This window comes from Alkalicoccus luteus (assembly GCF_012034335.1).
GTDB lineage: Bacteria > Bacillota > Bacilli > Bacillales > Salisediminibacteriaceae > Alkalicoccus > Alkalicoccus luteus_A.
In genome coordinates, this window is sequence record NZ_JAATHJ010000035.1 from 16,391 (window position 1) to 35,459 (window position 19,069).

Here is a 19,069-nt window from a genome sequence, read left to right on the forward strand (position 1 = left end):
AGAGGAGGGAGCGAATGAGTTCAGAAGAAATTTTAGAGAAGCTACAAGAGTTTGGTGAACACCTGTCACAAGGGAATCTGTTCATTGATTTTATCCGAACGGTTGGCTGGTGGTTCGTTCTCGGCATGGCATGGATTGTGGATACGTTAGAGAACGTAGCGGACACGATCTTAGGACTGCGGGTTTTTCTAGAAAATCCAGAGATTCAATCGTTCATTAGTCAAATGCAGCCGTTACTCATTATCCTCTTTGCTTTTAACATTTTGTTCATTGGATATTTGCTCATTTTCCAAAAAGACTTCAATCGCCCGGGGATATTCGCCAATGTGTTTATGGCGCTCATTATTGTCGTGGCGCTTGGTTCCGGGATGGAGCAAGGAAACGAATTTACCGGGGATGCGATTGATGCAATCAATGTAGAGGATGAAAACCCTAGCGGCTCAATGGCAGATCAGGTCATTCAGAGCAATATTACCGATGTTGGCATGTTCGATCAAAACGGCTGGCAAACAGCGGATATTGACGAGCGTAATAATATTGAAACAGCGTATGTTCGGGATATTAACATTAACTCCTATTTGACAGAAGGCAGCATGATTACAGAGGATGACACTTTGTCACCAGAAGGAGAAGAAATCCTATCGCATAAAGTGAATACATTTATTAACGGGGCACAGTCCGTAGAAGAATTAGAAGATGGCAGTTGGATTACGGATATTTCACAAGAGTATTATTACCGATATACCGTTGATTGGATTAACCTTCTCGGCACATTGGGCGTGATGTCGGTCGTTCTGATCACCGTATCGGTCAAGCTTGCTTCTCTTTTCTTTGAATTAACATTCAACTATATTTTAGCGCCGTTTGTGGCTGCGTCAGATATGCATTCCGGGCAACGGATGAAACAAATGATGCAAAATATTCTTAATATTTTTCTTGTGACGATCATGATATTCCTGAGTTTGAAAATTTACCTGATCGGAACAGAATTTTTAGGAGACACGCTTTCAGGACTTCCGTATTTGATCGCAATGATCGGGCTAGCAATCGCCGTGATGAACGGTCCAAATATTGTAGAACGGCTCTTTGGTATTGATGCTGGCGGTAAAAGCGGATTGGCTGCGCTTGCTGGCACATACGCTGTCGGAAAAGGCGCTGCTTCACTTGCAACCAAAAGTGCTAGAGGTGGTTTGGCACTCGCTGGTGCTGGCAAAAAAGCTGGGGGCGGCGGTCCAAAACCTCCCGGTGGAGGCCCGCCCGGCGGTGGTCCTCCCGGTGGTGGTCCGAAACCTCCGGGTGGTGATGGCTCTGATAAAGATAACAAAGGAAAAGATACAAAAGGCGATCAATCCGAACGAGGGAATGTGGCTCAATTATCAGCAGCAAGAGAGAAGAAAGAAAAGGACGGACAGCAAAAGGGCGGTGCAGCCGCCGCAAGTGCAGCCGGGCAAGCGGCTACAACTAGCACGGCAAATGCTGCCGGACAGGCTGCTGGAAATGCGGTCGGGTCTGCTACCGGAAACGGGTCTACTAGTCAGGCACAAGGAAAAGGAAAAGAGAAAGGACAAGAAAAAGGAAGCGATAAAAACGGTCAAGAGTCAGGAACACAAAGCACTTCGGCTTCTTCGATTCATGACGAAATGGATAAATCACAAGGAAATGCACAAAACGCTGAACAGGCAAGACCAACTTCTCTTCATGATGAAATGAAGCAGAAAGGACAAGGGCAATCAGGTTCAAGACCTACGGGGAACGGTAAACCTTCTGGAACAGGAACAGCCGGTGCAGCAACGGCTGCTGGAACAGCCGCCGCAAGCGCTGCCGGAGGGGCAGCCGGAAATGCGGCAGTGAGTACCGGAACAGCGGCTGCAACTGGAACGGCAAATGCTGCCGGCCAGGCTGCCAGCAATGCAATGAATGGAACGACACAGGCAATGCCAGGGCAAGCTTCTGGCGAGGGAAGCCCTGAACAAACCGATCAGCAAGCATCACCTGAAACGGCAAGCGTCAGTGATCAGAAACAAGGAGCGCAAAGCCAACAGGCAAAACCTTCTTCTGGAACAGGAACAGGCGGTGCGACAACGGCTGCTGGAACAGCCGCCGCAAGTGCTGCCGGAGGGGCAGCCGGAAATGCAGCAGCGAGTACCGGAACGGCGGCTGCAACTAGCACAGCAAATGCTGCCGGGCAAGCTGCTAGAACGGCTGCACAAAGCACTTCTACACAGACAGCGAAACAGCAGGCAACGACTGGCGGGCAAGGTGGTAAAGAGATCGTGGAAGAACAAACAGATGTGTCAGCCGATGGGGCAGCCGGAACAGTTGAACAAGAAGTGCGCTCTGTTGCCGGTAAACAAACAGGTGGCAATTCGCAAGCTTCTGTTACAAAAGGGGCTTCTGGTGGCTCTGGAAGCACAGCCAGCAACCCTGTAACTTCTTCTAGTAATGGTTCTGCACCAACGAGCAATTCATCTTCTGGAAGCACGACACAAGGTTCTACACCTTCTGCTAGTTCTGGGGAAACCAAAACAACGACGGTACGCAATACGCAACGACAAGGCGCGGCTGCTGCACAAAATGGAAAAGAAATTATCGAAGAACAAAACGAAGTGATTCAAGGCGGTGGGGGTCAAGCTTCCGTTCAACAAGAACGCCGCACCTCTACCACGACAAGGCAAGAGCAGACTGGTGGCGGTGGTTCCGTCCAGCAAACAACGTCCGGAGGTGCTTCGACTACCTCACAAGGAGGTTCATCTGGCGGTGCTGCACCAACACCGACGGGCGCACCGACTGGCAGCACTACACCGGATTCCGGGGCAAGCCCTACTTCTTCCTCCGGCGGTAGAGAGAGTCGATCACAGGTGAAAAACACGTCCAGAGTAACGACAGATGGCGGCGGTGGTTCTTCTGATCGGCACGTAATAGAAGAAGAAAATCAGGTCATACGTGATTCTCGTCCTGGGGAGCAACCAAAAGTGAATACGATCAGGAAGCGAACGAACACAGAGAAGCGAGAACAACCTAGTGGCTATCGAATAGGTGGCGCAAAGCGCAAGGAAATAAGAAGAAACTTTAAAAGGCGTATGAATAGAAAATAAGAAGAGAGGTGTTCGACTATGGCGATGTATCGCATACCACAAAACGTATCCAGTGAATTGAAGATTAATAAGGCTCTGTATCTCACTGATCTTTTTCTACTCATGGGGTTGCTGCTCTTTACCTTCGTCATGAGCAACATCGTTCATTCTTCGCTCATCTTGTTCTTTTACGTCTTTATGGCGATTCTTGCCGGTCTACTCATTATTAGACCGGCAACGAATCCCAAAAAACGGATATACGAAGCGATCTTTTTTGCTATCCGTAGACGGAAAGACACATACACGGCGATTGATTACGTGGTAGACGATGAAGCGGAAGAAGAACAGGAGGAACACGATGGCTATATTCGATGAAAAAAATAAAAAAGGTCGTCTGAAACGCATACAGCCCAAAGGAAAGTCGATCTTTGTAGAAGCCGATGCTGTTCGGAAAAAAGAAGAAAAGAAAAAGAAAGTAGCCGTTAAATCAAGTTTTGCTGACATTTCCCCGGTGATTGATATTACCGGAAATGGCTACTTCCAACTATCGAATGAGGACGGTTATATGGAGATCGTACAAGTCTCTTCTGCCGATATTTATTCTCTGAACAATGAAGATAAGGAAAAGAAAATCAATCTTTTCGCTTTCTTCTTACAGTGGTATCAGCATGATCTGAAAGTCGTTCCGCTGAATTTCCCAGTCGATACCTACACGCAACAACAATTCATTCAAAAGAAAATTGAACAAACATCCAACCCACAATCACAATTCTTCTTAGAGCAAAAACTTCGAGAGCTTCAATTCATCGAGACAGAGCGATCAAACCGGGAATTTTACCTCTTCATTTATGCCGATGACGAATACACGCTGCGATCTCGCATTAATGATGTGACAGCGCAAATGAATGTCGTGAGTCCAATCATCCGACTAAGTGATGAAAAGAAAATCAATATCCTCTACAAGCTCAATAACCTGAACTCCAAAAACAAAAGTACGAAAGGAGATTACTAAATGATACAAGCGATTTTAAGTAAGGTTCGACCAGCAGCCGCACCCTCCAAAAAGGAATACGGGTATAACCCGCACTTGCTTTCCGAAATGCAGCCGCAAGGCGGCATAAAATTCAAGGAGTCCTTCATTCGCAAAGGTGACGGCTACGAAGCATGTATTCACGTTTATGACTTTCAAACGCTTGTATCAGACTTCTGGTTGGAGCAAATCATGAACATGCCGAACGTCGTTGCTAGTCTCGATATTGGTACACCTGACCGAAGGGAAACGATTCAAAATATCAATAAGAGCATGGCAGAAGCGAAAACGAGAGGGTATCACGCCAAAGATACGTCCGATCTGATTGACGCTAGCGAAAGCTACGAAGAGTTAAAAGAAGTCTACAACGAAGTACGGCAGGGCGAAGTATTAAAGCGTATCATCCTGCGGCTTTTCGTCTACGCAAAAACACTGGATGAAATTGAACGAACATCGAAAGAGGTCATGAACAATCTGGAAAGCATGAACTTCCGGGGAAGCATTTTCTTGAACGAGCAAGAGTATGAGTGGGATGGATTTTTTAAATCCTTTCAAGCTCAAACGAAATATGCCAATAAGCGCAAGGGCTTGGAGATTCCAGCACTTTCTCTAGCAGGTGGATTCCCGTTTCACTTTACGTCATTAGATGACCCGTTCGGCACACATTACGGCACGACAGAAACGAATGGAAATGTTATTTTCGATCTTTTTCACAGTGATGCAAAGCGAAAATCATATAATGCGCTCATGATCGGCAAGATGGGTTCAGGAAAATCCACGCTACTGAAAAAGGTAGCGCTTGATAATGCAATCAAAGGACATAAAGTCCGCATCTTGGATATTACCGGGGAATTTGAAGAACTGACACACGCCCTGGGGGGCAGAGTCATTTCACTGGATGGGGAACACGGGGCAATTAATCCGCTGCACGTATATAAGACCGCCACAGACAAGCACGGGGCTTCCGAAGAGCATTTATCGTTCACGCAACATTTATCCAAACTAAGCGTGTTCTATCGCTTCCTAAACCCGGACGTAACCAACGAAGAGATTAAAGAGTATGAAAACCTTCTTCGGAAACTGTATGTCGTGAAGGGGCTTTGGAGCGAAGAAGAAGGCGCTGAGAATCACATTACTGATCGTCCAGCAACAGAGTACCCGATCTTTTCAGACTTTCTGGAACTGCTGCAAGGGGAGCTATACGCCGATGTGGAAACCCGGAAAGTAAACGAGGAAATCAGTATCTATAAACGAGAACGCTTAGAAAACATTGAGCTAAATATCCTGAACGTGGTCGATTCGTTCTCCCGGCTCTTTAACTCTCATTCTTCTATTGATGATTTTGATTCCATGCAGTTTGTGTCCTTCCCACTCCGGGGGCTTTCCGGCATGAAACCAGAGGTCTTTCAAGCTCAATTATTTAACGTGATGAACATGCTGTGGGATGGGATGCTGAGTAACGGACAGCCGCAATTCCGGGCTTTCAATAAGCACAAATTAGCCTTTGAAGATGCGGTGCGCTATCTCATTTTAATTGATGAAGCACATCATATCATCAATACCCGAAAAGGAAGCGAATACGGGGTGCAATATTTACAACGGTTCATGCGAGAAGCCCGGAAATACTTCGGTGGGATCTTCTTTGCTTCACACGTCATCACGGACTTTGTACCAGAAAATGCGACAGAGAGTGCAGCAGAAGAAGTAAAGAAGCTCTTTGGTCTAACGCAATACAAATTCATTGCAGAACAGGACAGTGAATCATTAAGCAAGCTCAAAGACATCTTTCAGGGGCAGTTAAACGATTCTGAATTGAGTCAGATTCCATACCTGACTAGGGGGCAAGTCATCCTTTCAATTTCCTCTGTAAAGAACATCAAAATGAGTGTAGATGTGTCACAAGATGAACTTGATCTGTTCGGTGGAGGTGCTTAACAACCATGCGAAGAGTCATTACAGGACTAGCTCGATTAGCCTTATTTTTTGGAACGTTTAAAGCCAAAGTGATTCTTGGTACAAGCCTTATATTGATCGGGGCGGTCGCTATTATCATGATCGGTGCCTTTCAAGCACTCTTAGGAGATAGCGGCTCACAATCTGATCGAGATTTAGATTTCGTTTCCGGCGGCACGCAAAATTTATCGCCGGAAGTGGAAGAACTTCGCCCGTTATTTGAAAAATATGCAGAGATTCACGGGATTCCCGATCACGTTGATCTGCTTATGGCAAAGACCATGCAAGAGTCCGGTGGAAGGCTGCCGGACGTCATGCAAGCGAGTGAATCACAAGGGCTTCCGGTCAACACCATTGATAATCAGGAAGAGAGCATTGATGTCGGAACCGAATACTTTGCCAGAGTGTTAGAAGAAGCCAATGGGGATGAAAAGCTTGCTTTACAATCGTACAATTTCGGCGCTGGTTTCATTGATTATGCGAATGAACATAACAATGGTGAATACTCCAAAGAATTGGCGATTGAGTTTTCTATTGAGCAATACCAACGTGTACGGCATACAGGTAACTACTCCTGTATTCGTCCAGAGAGTGCTGAAACAGGAGCCTGTTACGGCGACATAGGCTATGTTGATGCGGTACTAAGTTACATGCAGCCGACACTCGAAGAAGGCGACTTTGACGAAGTAATTGAGGTCGGAACACAGTGGATTGGCAACTCTGAATATGTCTTTGGTGGTGGTCGTACTCGTAGCGATCAGGAGCAAGGTATCTTCGATTGTTCGAGCTTCGTTCACTGGTCATTTGAGCAGGTCGGCATTGAACTAGGTAACTTTACCGGAGTCACCACAGACACCCTAAAACATAAAGGGGAAGCCGTCCCTTTAGAGGACATCCAGCAGGGCGATCTGGTCTTTTTCGATACCTATAAGATTGATGGTCACGTTGGCATTTACATCGGGGATGGAAAGTATATCGGCGCTCAATCTAGTACAGGCGTAGCGATTGAAAGCATCGAAGAAGGATATTGGGGAGATGTTTTCAACGGACGTGTACGACGCATTTAAAGGAGGATGGAAACGAATATGGATTCGATCAAAGCGTTTAAATATGTCTCCATGATTGTGCTGACTTTTCTACTAATCGGAAACATCTTTCTTTACATTCAGAACAATGGAGAAGAAGAAGCGTTCAGTTTATCGGAAGAAGAAGTGCTTGAACTACGTGAACTAAGAGAAGAAAATGAACGGCTGCGGTATTTAGAAGATACCAATTCACTAACGCAACGAGAAGAGCGATTTATTCAATTAGAAGGTCAGGCAGAGCGCTTTATCACATCCGTATTTGAACAGGATGCTGAAACCTATCAAGAGAAAAAAGCAGCAGCCGATCAAGTCATGAATGAAGAAATGCAGGAACGTTTTTTCTCCGCTGATATGTACGGAAAGAATGAAGTACAGACACGAATACAGGAAGCAAATTACTATATAGAAAATATCGAAGAAAATCAAAATGAAATTGATATTGTCATGGAAGTGAGTCACGAAATCAATTATATCCAAACCGATATGACCGAAGAATCTCATGCGTTTATACGAGTCACATTTGAACGAAAAGACGAAAGTTGGATTGCAACGGGCTTTCGAGATTTAATGTAAAGGAGGAAGATCATGCTAAATAAAGACCGCATTAATTTGAGACGAAATGCCAGCCGATCATACCTGATCGGACTCGGTTTAGTCGTCATGGGGATGCTCTTTTTTCTCACCTCGGGCTTCTATATTGACGAAGAAATTGAGGTCATGGCTTCTCCAATCGGTGAGGAAATCCGAATCACATCGGCTACCAATTTAGAAATTATTGAATGGATTGTTGACGAAGAGAAGCAAGAAATGGAAGTCATTATTGATCTAAATGAGTATGAAGAAGAGCTATCAAATATGGAATTTACAGCACGACAGCGATCAGATTTAGACGAAGTAAATGTGGAATTAGTGCTCGAATATGAACAATATATTGTGCTCCATATCAATGAATTCGATGCCAATTATACGCAAATTTCACTTCGACTAGATGTAGAATCTGAGGATTCTACAGATACAGAAACAAACGAATTAGAGGATGATCAAGAGCAGGATTCAAGAAGATTAGTCACGCTATACACCGATCATCGAGAGATTGAAAAAGGGTCAGTTAATGTTGATAGTGAAGAAAATAGTATGCGATACATTACGAATTTATTGATCGAGCAAAGCGAAGAAACGATTGCACTTTTAGGAAATGAGATCGAAGAAAAGCAGGAAGAAATTACAGAAATTGAAGCAGTCATTCAAGAGTTAGAACAAGACAAACAGTATCAAACCAGTGAAGAAAAAGTGAGAACAGATAGTCGAATTAATTCACTTGAAGTAGACAAAAATGAACTGGAAACGGAACAAGAACGAGCGAATGAGCGAATCGAAATTGAAGAAGAACGGATTCAAAATCTAATTCAGCGTGAACGTGATTCTTCCCTAAGTCATTCCTGATGGTGAAGCAAAAAGCAGTCATTCAGCAAACGAATTGGCTGCTTTTCTTCTAAAAGAAGCTATGCACAAGTTTGACATATGTAAATATCTAGTATGCACAAGTTTAACATTTGTAAATATTTAGTCTGCATATGTTTAACATATGTTATGGAAAAGTATGCACAAGTTTGACACAAGTTAATTCGTCATTGATAGCATCAAAACATCAGGCTCTGCCTGATATATCGCCGTAGGTGATATCGGTTTTCCCTTATGCTCTTCTCTCTACAAACCCCTATATATCATAAAAAGTGGTATAATTGGAATAAGGAGGTAATTTTAATGGATATGCTGCTCCGAGATATAAACCCTGCAATCGTAAAAGCGATAGACGAAAAAGCGAAAAAAAGTAATCTATCGAGACAAGTTTATTTAAAAGAGATGATCGAAAACCACGTCATGTTAAAAGACTTTAATGATCGAGAAGCAGAATTAAAAAGTGCGCTTGATCGGAACACCGAAGTGATTCATTTGGTGTACGATCAAATGCAAAAAAACAATCAGTTGATTCATGAGTTAACGGAAGATGACGGCGATGTACTATGACAAGTACAGATCGGAAGGCAGCGGTGATTGTAACATCAAAATTTGTTCAATCTGGCAGCAGTACATTCAGTAGCTATGTCACGTATCTTGATCGAGATGAAGCGAAGAAAGAAGAGCCGACTTTTTCTTCTTACAATGATTATATGGACGATGGAGACAAAGCAACTTCATTATTTACTGCTGCACATAATTCACTTTCGTCAAAGCAAAAAGATGATTTAAAGGAAGTGTTTCAAAAAGGACAAGAGCGTGGCAGTATTCTCTATCAGGATGTTATCTCATTCGACAACAATTGGTTGGAGGAAAACGGGATTTACGATAGGAAAACAAAAAACGTAAATGAAGAAAAATTAAAAGAGGTTACGAGGAAAGCAATGAAAGATATGCACGATAAAAACGAAATGGGAAATAATCTAGTGTGGTCAGGTGCGATTCATCACAATACGGATAATATTCATATTCATGTCGCAAGCGTGGATCTCTCCCCGTCTAAAGATCAGAGGGGAAAACGAAAGTTGAAATCACTAGAGGGAGTGAAATCAACGTTCGTCAATAAGATACAAGACCGATCAGCGGAACATCAAAAGATCAACGATATTATTAGAAAAGAAATCGTTCATGACAAGAAAGAACGGAAAACGTTCTCTACATTTGATCGCAAGTTTAAAAAGGACTTCATGCAAATATATAAGCAACTACCAGAAAATAAGCGTTACTGGAGTTACGGATATGAAAACATTAATCACGTAAAACCAGCTTTGAATCAATTAACGAAAGACTATATCAATCACCATTATAAAAAGGAATTTAATGAGTTAGATAAACGTTTAGATCGAGAAGTAGCCGAATTAAAACGAGCTTATGGTGAAGGTGGAGAACATCGGTACAAAGATTATAAGAAAAACAAAATGGCTGATTTAGAAAAGAGGATGGGGAATGCTTTTCTATCAGAAATGAAGTCCTATGATCGACAAGTGAAACAAATAAAGTCGAAGAAAGAAGCAAAAAAATATACTAGAAAATATGAACGTGCCAAAACGAATGTTGCATTTAAGCAAATGAAGTACGGTCTTGATCGGGTCGTCCATTCTGAAATGACAACCGGAAAAAACCAAGCTGCACATGAACGCCTTCAACGTGATATAGAAAGGAGTAATCAACGATGAGTAATGAGGTAGTAAAAAGAGTTCGATTAAGCAAAGAATCGTCCGAGTATATTGACCAATACACCGAAGAAAATGGAATTCCTGAAGGTTATAAAAATCGAACAATCAATGCGATCATTCAGGAACATAAACAAATGAAGGATGAACAATCAAGGAATGAAAATATAGAATCGCAGCTATCTGAAACGATTGCTGAAACCATTGCAAAAGAAGTAAAGCAGGAAGTCTCCCGTATTCTTCTAGGAGTTAATAATACAGATCGAAATACAAAAGTGCTGATCGAATTAATCAACGGCATGATGATTAACAACCAGCAAGGAAACATCATGACAACGGAAGATCATGAAACACCGGGGCTTGCAGTTGCAAGAGATAAAGTAGCGAAAGACATTGAAAAGCAAAAACAAAAACGTGACGACTGGCTCGCACGAAAGGGAGGATAACAACATGGAAATGCTTCGATATGAACACGGTATTGTAAAAGAGTTTGGCGATCAGGAAGCAATCGTTTCTACACCTGAATTAGATTATCACCTCAAACTTACAGAGGAAGAAAACGGCGTTATTCAAATGCTACTTTTAGAAAAAGAGACGGTCTATGTATTGGTTGATACCGAAGAAAAGCGAATCGTTTTTGAAAACGTTCTGGAATCATCGGAACATGCTAACCCGGAATTAATTGATTTGGAGAATGATGCCGTAGACGAAAACGGATTTGTGAAATAAGGAGGGCTTTACATGGCTGCTTACAAGCGAAAATCGTTTGCAGAGAAGAAACAGGAAATAGATCAGTTGGCTGATGATCGTAATAAGCAAGTCGAAAACTATTTCCGTTCCCCGGAAGATTTAAAAGAATATTTATCGTTTATGTCTAAGTTTCATAATTACTCGGTACGAAATTCGACGCTCATTCAAAAACAGTTTCAGGGTGCTAATGCCGTTGGAAGTTATGCCTTTTGGAAAAAGGAAGGGCTGCAAGTGCAAAAAGGAGAGAAGGGAATCAGTATTCTTGTTCCTGCACCTTTTAAAACGTTTGAACGAAAGGCCGGGGAAACCACTAAAACAGTTAACGTCAATCAGGCAACTGCTGCGGAAAAAGCAGCAATAAAACGGGGAGAAATGAAAACCAAAGAGCGCATGGCTTACACGAAAGGAAATGTTTTTGATATTAGCCAAACCAATGCAACGGCTGACGATCTCCCGAAGGTTTTTCCTAACAAATGGTTGGATGGAAAAGTAGATAATTACGAAAATATGTTTGCTTCCTTGCAGCGGCTTGGGGAGGATATGGGTGTTGAAACCATGCCAGAACCAATGCGTGAATTAGGCGCTGCCAAAGGAGCTTATGTCGAGTTCACAAGACAAGATCATGAAGGAAACATGGTGAAGGGGCGAGGAATTGAATTAAACCCACGTAATTCAGAATTACAGAACGTCAAAACCATGATTCATGAATTAGCTCATGCCGATCTGCACCATTCCGGTTCAAAAGGGAAAGACCGATCACACCCGGAAAAAGAATTTCAGGCAGAAATGACCGCCTATACCGTTGCTTCTTATTTTAATTTAGATACAAGCGATTACAGCTTACAATACTTGAAATCGTACACCGATCAGGAGCATGACATTCAAGATAAGTTCACATTGTTAGAAGAAGTAAAAGGCACATCAAATAAGTTTATCGAGCATTTGGAAAACGATTTGGAACCGGTACGAGACAATATTCAAGTCAGAGCATCCGATAAAGACGTACAAGAACGTTTCGGTGATTTTTCTATCATTACACGTGAGGGCTTTACCAAAATAGGCGATATGGATACGGAAACATTTGCAGATACATTCCGGGCTAAAGATGGACGGAATATATTAGCAGATAAAGAATATCAAACTGGTACGGCATTAGAAGGCATTCAGGCTTTCAACCAGAACACGAATCAATATCCTGAGAGTTGGAACGGTGAGAACGACAATGTGAAGATATTAGACCCTTCTCAATCAGAAACACAATTCTTCATTCTTCATTCAGAAAAGCCAGTGGCTCAACATATGATGAACGGAGAAGAAATGGACAAATATTTAGCTTCTGAAAATCTTGATACGCTAAAAAGCATTGAGCCTTTTTACGACAAAACGAGAGTGATTGCCGTAGAACATACCGGTGGTGATGCCTACAACGTTAAAAATCTTGATCGTATTGACCTGGGCGATGGTGATTATCATGATTTGCGCTCTCATACAGCACGAGTCGGAGAAGTGCCGAAAGGAATACCAGAGTCCAACGATCATTTAGAGCATGTTTATAGTAAAGCAACGATCTCTAAAGCTTTAGAAGGACTGTATACAGAGAGTTATTACATGGAACATTCTTCTATAAGTCAGGATGCAAGCCTAGAGAGGGCTGCTTATTCTATTAATCGAATGGAGCAATTTGCTCTCGATCATGAGTATCTAAAACCGGAAGAAATAAAGACCGTGAAGCAGCAAGCCCACGAAACGGCAGCCGATTACAAAGATGAAATGACATCACGTAACGTCTTGGTCAACTTAACCGGCGATTTCACCAATGTACAGAAGCAAAAACTGGACGAGAAACAAAATGGTGTAACCGAAGAGAAGCTACTAAATCGCATGGAGGTAGAAAACCGATATGCAAATATGAAACATAACGCCTTAGAAAATAAGCTCGTACAACCCGTTGTGATTCAAAATATGGAGTCCTCTATTCTTCGGAAGTTTGAAAACAAAGAGCCGGAAAAAGAAGCACCTGAAAAGGCTAAACCGAACGATGCTATTCAGACGACAAAAACAGATAGCCCTTACCCTGATACGTCAAAACAGCGTAGTGCTGGAATGAGCATGTAAAAGGAGGACATCATAAAATGGTACGAGTCACTTCGGATGAAATCAATCAAGCGAAGCAAGTACGCATTATCGACTTCTTAGATGCCAACCACATTGATGCGAAACAGGAAGGCCGAAGGGGAGAACCCTATTACCGACTAGCCGATCATGACAGTTTAGTGATTAAAGGAGAAAAGTTCTTCTGGAATAGCCGTCAAGAAGGCGGCTATGGCGTTATTAGCTTTGCAATGACCTACTATGACCTAAAGTTCCCCGAAGCCGTTAAACGGGTCAATGAGCATGAATATGCGCCTGTTAAACATCGGGAAGAAGCTCGGGCGAATGAGCCGTTTCGATACCCTGCACACTACGAAGTGAAAGACACAAAGAAAATCGAAGATTATCTTGTGAATGAACGGAAAATAGATCCCCGTGTGGTCGAGTGGTGCATTAAAAAAGATTTACTGGTGCAAGATCGGAAAGGGAACGCTGTCTTTAAGTGGAAAGATCAGGAGGGGAAAGTGAACGGGGCTGATCGGCAAGGCACGGCACCAATGGATAACGGCGGCTATTTTAAAGGCATGGTTGCAAAATCCAAAGAAGATGGCGGCTTTACGATTGATGTCGGGAAGAACCCAAAAAAGATTGCGGTGTTTGAATCTCCGATTGATATGCTTTCCTACTGGTCGGTTCATAAGAAAAAGGTACAAGATACTCGCATGGTAAGCATGGGCGGCGTGAAAATCGAAAGCGTAAATAGAGCCGTTATGGATTTGCGATCACAAGGGCATAAAGTCGAAGCAATTGTATCAGCGGTAGACAATGATAAAGCTGGCAATCAATTTCATCAAAAACTAAAAGATCACTATGGTGAAAAACGGGTGATTGATGATCGCCCGAAAGACGTAAAAGATTGGAACGACGTTCGCAAGCAGCGAACGGCTGCGCCGAAAAGGCAGCCTGAATCACAGATGGGAATGTAAATACATTAATATATATTAAGCTACTAAATATATATTAATGTATTTGAGGAAAGGAGCATCAGTTGAATGAGTAAAAGACTGAAAGACCATATGGTGGAGGATGTAAATATTCGTCAAGCAACTAAAGAAGATTCCTTTGCTCTTACTGAACTAGCGCTAATGTCTAAGGCTTCTTGGGGGTACTCGAATGATTTTTTAGAAGCCTGCAAAGCAGATTTAACCGTAAAAGAATCAGACATTCTGACTAAAATTACTTATGTGATAGAAGATAGAAAACAAATAGCAGGATTTTATGTACTATCTATAGTTAATCAAGAATTAGAAGCGCTTTTTGTACATCCAGACTATATGGGAAAAGGTATAGGAAGATTATTATGGCAGGAGGCTTTAGAGCAGTCTAAGAAACATGGGCTGGACTCCTTTAACATTTATAGTGATCCGTATGCTGAAAATTTTTACATTAAGATGGGTGCAGATAGAATAGGGTTCGCTGAATCTAAGGTGTTTCCAGAGAGAAAATTACCCTTGTTGAAGTATGAATTAAATAAGGCTGACTCGTGATTGTTTGCTTAACAACAGGTGTATTTAATTAATATGTATTAATAGAAAAAGTAGCAGAGTTTATCGTTCTCCTGCTACTTTTTAACATCGCTAAATGATCCCATAAAAGTGTCAGAAACATCAATTTATCATTTGCGAAAAAATATTGATAAGTAATTACACATGTAATATAATTATTACATATGAAACATATAAATTCTGGAGATCAATTATTGAAAGTATTAGAAGCGCTTTCTAATCCATACCGTTTGAAAATAGTTGGATTGTTAAGCGAAGAAAGAAAATTTGTAAGCCAGCTCGCTAAAGAATTAAATATTAGCCGGCCTTTATTGTATCTTCATTTAAAAAAACTGGAGGAAGTAAAATTAATTGAAGGGAGCTATGAAATCTCTGCTAATGGAAAGACCAAGAGATATTTTGAATTGAATTCCTTTCATATTCCTCTAGATGAAAGATTCATTTCAAGATACACATCTTCACTTACAGTGAAAAGGAAAACAGATTCTTAAAGGAGGAACGGAATTGGATTTACTGTATCAAATACTCGCATTGTTAGGAATACTATTACCAATAGCGTTATTAATTAGTTTATTTATACTAATCCCTCAATTAAATAAAAGGTCTAAGGAAAGGTTAAAAATAGATAAGCAAAATGATCTTTTATTAAAAGAGCATTTTCAAGAGTTTGAAATGCTTAAAAAACGCGTTAAAGAGTTAGAAGATATTTTAGAAGATGTAAAATAATAAGAAAAATCACCAAAAGAACCAATTTATTCTAAATTAACCAATTAAATCCTCTTTTAGTGTATGGTTGAAATGTAGCAAATAATCTTTGGGAGGATTTTAATTTATGAATAAGTTTTTGGTTTTTCTTTGTTCGATGCTAGTTTCGCTTTTGATGATGTCTACTACTTCATTGGCTGCAGAAGATCAAGTTTTTACAGATGATGAATTGGCAGAAATGGAAGAAGAAATGATTGATCTAGGCTATGATTCAGAGCTAATTGAACAGTCATTAGATAAGTTGAAATCTGGAGATTTACCAGATGTACTTAAAGAAGATGCTACAATAGTTTCTCAAGATAACCGTGTTGAAGGAAATAAAATTATTACAACGGAAGTATACGAGGATGGTACTTATTCAGAGAGTACTGTAGAAAATCATGGTGAAGAAGAGCCTTTGTCTTCAGAGGATGAAGAAATTGGCTTACTAAGCGCTGGGTCTACACAAAATGTAACTGTATCCAGACGTAATTTTGCCGTTTATATGGAATTCTCAGCGAGAATTACTTACGTGAACAGAGGCGATAGTTTTATAAACAGTGTTTATGGCCAAAATCAAAGAAGTATCACTGGTAGCGTCGCTGTAAATAATAACGTTAGAATTATTAGACAGTCACAAAATGGATCTACCCCTGCCTTAGCTGGAATGGCGGTTCAATGGACTGGTGCAATAAATACTCCATCACAAAACTTTCAGTTAGGTATTTTAGTTAATAATACTTCTTATAGTAGGACAACAAGCTTTTAATTTAATATTTACAAAGTAGGTTTGATCAGTAGGTTTTTTAACCAAAGCAGCAGGGGCTTCATGCCCCTGCTGCTTTCGTGTTTAGTCGTCCTTTTTCGTCTCCCGATAAACGAGGTAACTAACGAACAGCGAACCTGCTGCAATGAGCGTGTTTGCAATGTCCGTGATGTTCTCTAGCATGGTGTTCCTTCCGTTGTTGGTAGTCACCAGCCTACCTGATCGGGAAGCCGGAAGCAAGTCAGCGTCTAAAAAACATGATGAGTTCCCTTTCTTTTTTTCTAATAATACCCCTTTTATCGTTCGTGTATGGTCAGTTCGATCATCGTCCTGGGCTGTTCATCAATCGTAATCTGAGAAAAAGCAGGAATGACGAATAAATCAACTTCTCGTTCTTCTACCATAAGCCGTGCAACTGCAACGGATTTTATCGCTTGGTTAATAGACGCAGCCCCTACCGCTTGGAGTTTAATGGGGTTATCTGCTTGAATCGTATGGCTGATGGCACCGGCTAATTTATTTACGCTTGTTTGAGATGAAACTTGATACGTGGTCAATAACGAAGTTCCCCTTTCGGCTTTGGCGATATGTCCTGAGAGAAGCGTTTCGCTGTTTCTGTCGTCCAGTATGGCTTTTCATTAAAATATAAATCTGGCTCTGGCAGCTTTCCCCTCCCGTAATAGGTCGTTACTTTATTCGGCTTCCATGAGGAATGTCCTTCACGAATCAAGTAGTTTCCGAAATCACTCTGCGACAAATATTCTGTTTGTGGCTGCGGTTCCTTTATCATGAGCGGTTCAGCAGGGCGCATTTCTAAATAAGTGTCACGATCAAAGTACGTCTGAATCACTTGTAGAAAAAGACGGGCATGGTCGGGGTTCATATCAGATAGGGTGATTTGCATGAGCCGTTGAAGATCGAAATGTTCCGTTTTTGGATTGGAAAGAAACTGATACAAAGCAAAAAAGGTTTTTTCCACGTCATTGCGAGGTTCTTCCCCGGTAGCAATATGGGGAAAGTATTCTTGAATCAGTCGCTGGCTGGCTTTCATAGTAATCCCTCCTTGATGTTAGTTACAACATATCATATAATTGTTATAAGTTACAACAAAAAAGAAGAGGGGTGGCTTCCCTCTTCTTCATAGGTTACGTTACGTCCATGAGGGTTGTTCTTTCAAGGACACGTACCGTTCTTCATTTGCGGTGACAATGATATGGTCGATAAGTTCAATTCCGAGAATTTTTCCGGCTTCTCGAAGTCTCTGAGTGACTCTGAAATCTTCTGCGGAAGGTTGTGGGAACCCGGAAGGATGTTGATGTGCTACGAGAATGGCATAAGCGTTGTTCAAACATGCCCCTTTGTACACCTCTCTAGGATGAACAACACTCGAATCGAGCGTACCAACATGGCACCGATGAAGAGCAAGCACTTCATTTTTTGTGTTGAGCATCAGTACCATTAGCACTTCTCTATCTTCATCCCCGATTTCCTTTGTGAGAAGCGTTGCCGCATCTTGTGGGGAGCGAATGACGTATCGTTCCTGCCCTTTTTCTACTAATGCTCTTTCTGTAATGACTTGCTTGATCTTTAAGATTTCAAAAACGTTTTCCATGATAGACCTCTCCTTTTGGTGGATTTACTGTATCTCTGATTTACAGCGTTACTTGTTTTATGTTTCTGTCCCCCTTTGTGAGACAACCCGAATCCACCCGAAAAGCCGTGTAAATGGCGACCGGCAGGGAGTGCGACAGCAGCAAAGAACCGTTAGGGAAGTCGGTAAAACCCAATGACTTAGAGGGCGTCCGCTTGCGATCTATGCAAGTGTACGGCCTCTTAGCCTACTTGGTTTTATCGGCAGCCCTTCGGTTTCTGCCGCCCGTTTATTCGGCTTATGAGGTTGGATTACCATTGGGAGACAAAGGAGAAGAAAAAATGAGCCGCATCCTGACATCAGAAAGGTTTTCATCCTTTTACCTGTTGTAAATGCAAACAAACGTTCTTATAATAAGAACATAAAATGCACGGGAAGGCAGGAACCACTATGATGTTACAAGAGCCAACCAACAGGCTTTCAGATCGGGAACGAAAAATGCGGCTTGTCATTTATTCTTATTTCAAAGGCAGAAATAATCATGCTACCGTGGGCGATTTACAACAACGCATGAATTTAACTCGAAAAGAAGTAGAAGCCTGCATTACGTCACTATTAGAAAAGGAACTTATCTTAAAAGCCCGTCCTGATTGTTATATCGTGAAAGAACACTTTGATAACTATGTAGAAGTCATTAACTACGGGCAGTTAGGAATGAAATCGGACAATGATTATATTCCTCCGCATAAAGAATAAATATATATTAAACAACTAAATATGTATTAAACAACTTAATATGTATTGTGCATAAAAAAGCTAGCAGGACTGTTCTTTGTTCTGCTAGCTTATATTTATATCAAATTTAAATAATATAAATGTAAAAATAGTTTATAAATCAAAAGATAAAATTAATACTATTTGCTCAAAATGTGGAATAATATACCTTTTAATGTTATGTTAGGAACGGAAGTTTTAATATTTTCTCACATATCTACTCTTATCATAATGCAGGGTGAAAAGTAATTCGGGCGGTTTATTCACCTATATTGAATTGAAGAGAGGAAGTGAAAATTTGGCATTTGAACAATCGCCTTTTGAATGTAGGATAGAGTGGGGAAAACGCGGAGCGCGAGAAGCAGTAAAACGTGGAGACGTTCTCATTATTGTAGATGTTCTAAGTTTTTCTTCCACGGTAGTGTCAGGTTTAAATAAAGGAGCAATCATATATC

At 41.4% G+C, this 19,069-nt stretch carries 21 protein-coding genes; 18 read left to right on the top strand and 3 right to left on the bottom strand.

All coding sequences use genetic code 11. The features are described 5' to 3' along the window. The first annotated feature begins 14 nt into the window (after positions 1–14). The 17 genes from HCN83_RS15655 (at position 15) to HCN83_RS15735 (ending at position 16,252) form a co-directional block, all read left to right on the top strand. Entirely contained in the window at positions 15–3,095 is a 3,081-nt protein-coding gene (locus tag HCN83_RS15655; RefSeq protein ID WP_168008972.1) for a pLS20_p028 family conjugation system transmembrane protein, read from the top strand. An 18-nt stretch (positions 3,096–3,113) separates the two neighbouring features. Beyond that, a complete protein-coding gene (locus tag HCN83_RS15660; RefSeq protein ID WP_168008974.1) occupies positions 3,114–3,449 on the top strand; it encodes a DUF5592 family protein in 336 nt (111 codons plus the stop codon). Beyond that, a complete protein-coding gene (locus HCN83_RS15665) occupies positions 3,433–4,086 on the top strand; it encodes a hypothetical protein (RefSeq protein WP_168008976.1) in 654 nt (217 codons plus the stop codon). Before HCN83_RS15660 ends, HCN83_RS15665 begins: the two co-directional genes overlap by 17 nt. After that, positions 4,087–6,039 carry a VirB4 family type IV secretion system protein gene (locus tag HCN83_RS15670; protein WP_168008978.1) on the top strand — a complete coding sequence of 651 codons (1,953 nt, stop codon included), beginning with the start codon at positions 4,087–4,089 and terminating at the stop codon, positions 6,037–6,039. A gap of 5 nt (positions 6,040–6,044) precedes the next feature. Next, positions 6,045–7,124 carry a bifunctional lytic transglycosylase/C40 family peptidase gene (locus HCN83_RS15675; RefSeq protein ID WP_246238269.1) on the top strand — a complete coding sequence of 360 codons (1,080 nt, stop codon included), beginning with the start codon at positions 6,045–6,047 and terminating at the stop codon, positions 7,122–7,124. Between the two features lie 6 nt (positions 7,125–7,130). Then, positions 7,131–7,715 (top strand): hypothetical protein, encoded by a 585-nt coding sequence (locus tag HCN83_RS15680; protein ID WP_168008980.1) that lies wholly within the window; start codon positions 7,131–7,133, stop codon positions 7,713–7,715. A 12-nt stretch (positions 7,716–7,727) separates the two neighbouring features. Continuing rightward, positions 7,728–8,585 carry a hypothetical protein gene (locus tag HCN83_RS15685; RefSeq protein ID WP_168008982.1) on the top strand — a complete coding sequence of 286 codons (858 nt, stop codon included), beginning with the start codon at positions 7,728–7,730 and terminating at the stop codon, positions 8,583–8,585. A gap of 321 nt (positions 8,586–8,906) precedes the next feature. Then, positions 8,907–9,170, top strand: a complete 264-nt coding sequence (locus HCN83_RS15690) for a hypothetical protein (protein WP_168008984.1) — start codon at positions 8,907–8,909, stop codon at positions 9,168–9,170. Then, positions 9,167–10,336, top strand: coding sequence for a MobP2 family relaxase (gene mobP2, locus HCN83_RS15695; RefSeq protein ID WP_168008986.1), 1,170 nt, complete (start codon positions 9,167–9,169; stop codon positions 10,334–10,336). The genes HCN83_RS15690 and mobP2 overlap by 4 nt, the downstream gene beginning before the upstream one ends. Further along, on the top strand, positions 10,333–10,779 hold the full coding sequence (locus HCN83_RS15700) for a hypothetical protein (RefSeq protein WP_168008988.1): 447 nt from the start codon (positions 10,333–10,335) through the stop codon (positions 10,777–10,779). The genes mobP2 and HCN83_RS15700 overlap by 4 nt, the downstream gene beginning before the upstream one ends. Positions 10,780–10,783: 4 nt before the next feature. Then, complete coding sequence (locus tag HCN83_RS15705; protein ID WP_168008990.1) at positions 10,784–11,062, top strand: hypothetical protein; 279 nt, start codon at positions 10,784–10,786, stop codon at positions 11,060–11,062. A gap of 12 nt (positions 11,063–11,074) precedes the next feature. Further along, on the top strand, positions 11,075–13,198 hold the full coding sequence (locus HCN83_RS15710) for an ImmA/IrrE family metallo-endopeptidase (RefSeq protein ID WP_168008992.1): 2,124 nt from the start codon (positions 11,075–11,077) through the stop codon (positions 13,196–13,198). A gap of 17 nt (positions 13,199–13,215) precedes the next feature. Further along, positions 13,216–14,160, top strand: coding sequence for a DUF3991 and toprim domain-containing protein (locus HCN83_RS15715; RefSeq protein WP_168008994.1), 945 nt, complete (start codon positions 13,216–13,218; stop codon positions 14,158–14,160). A gap of 66 nt (positions 14,161–14,226) precedes the next feature. Continuing rightward, a complete protein-coding gene (locus tag HCN83_RS15720; protein ID WP_168008996.1) occupies positions 14,227–14,721 on the top strand; it encodes a GNAT family N-acetyltransferase in 495 nt (164 codons plus the stop codon). A 212-nt stretch (positions 14,722–14,933) separates the two neighbouring features. Continuing rightward, positions 14,934–15,230, top strand: a complete 297-nt coding sequence (locus HCN83_RS15725) for an ArsR/SmtB family transcription factor (RefSeq protein ID WP_246238270.1) — start codon at positions 14,934–14,936, stop codon at positions 15,228–15,230. 13 nt (positions 15,231–15,243) lie between these two features. Continuing rightward, positions 15,244–15,465 (top strand): hypothetical protein, encoded by a 222-nt coding sequence (locus tag HCN83_RS15730; protein WP_168009000.1) that lies wholly within the window; start codon positions 15,244–15,246, stop codon positions 15,463–15,465. 106 nt (positions 15,466–15,571) lie between these two features. Further along, complete coding sequence (locus HCN83_RS15735; protein ID WP_168009002.1) at positions 15,572–16,252, top strand: hypothetical protein; 681 nt, start codon at positions 15,572–15,574, stop codon at positions 16,250–16,252. A gap of 293 nt (positions 16,253–16,545) precedes the next feature. On the opposite strand, the gene HCN83_RS15740 is transcribed toward HCN83_RS15735, so the two are convergent. The 3 genes from HCN83_RS15740 to radC form a co-directional block, all read right to left on the bottom strand. After that, positions 16,546–16,806: a stage V sporulation protein S gene (locus HCN83_RS15740; protein ID WP_168009004.1), complete on the bottom strand. Its 261-nt coding sequence runs from the start codon at positions 16,804–16,806 to the stop codon at positions 16,546–16,548. Next, entirely contained in the window at positions 16,803–17,300 is a 498-nt protein-coding gene (locus tag HCN83_RS15745) for a hypothetical protein (RefSeq protein ID WP_168009006.1), read from the bottom strand. The genes HCN83_RS15740 and HCN83_RS15745 overlap by 4 nt, the downstream gene beginning before the upstream one ends. Positions 17,301–17,399: 99 nt before the next feature. Further along, positions 17,400–17,861 carry a RadC family protein gene (gene radC / locus HCN83_RS15750; RefSeq protein ID WP_168009008.1) on the bottom strand — a complete coding sequence of 154 codons (462 nt, stop codon included), beginning with the start codon at positions 17,859–17,861 and terminating at the stop codon, positions 17,400–17,402. Between the two features lie 429 nt (positions 17,862–18,290). On the opposite strand from radC, the gene HCN83_RS15755 reads away from it, so the two are divergent. Continuing rightward, the gene (locus HCN83_RS15755; protein ID WP_168009010.1) at positions 18,291–18,596 is read left to right on the top strand and encodes a hypothetical protein; all 306 of its coding nucleotides are present in this window, start codon (positions 18,291–18,293) and stop codon (positions 18,594–18,596) included. The last annotated feature ends 473 nt before the right edge of the window (positions 18,597–19,069 follow it).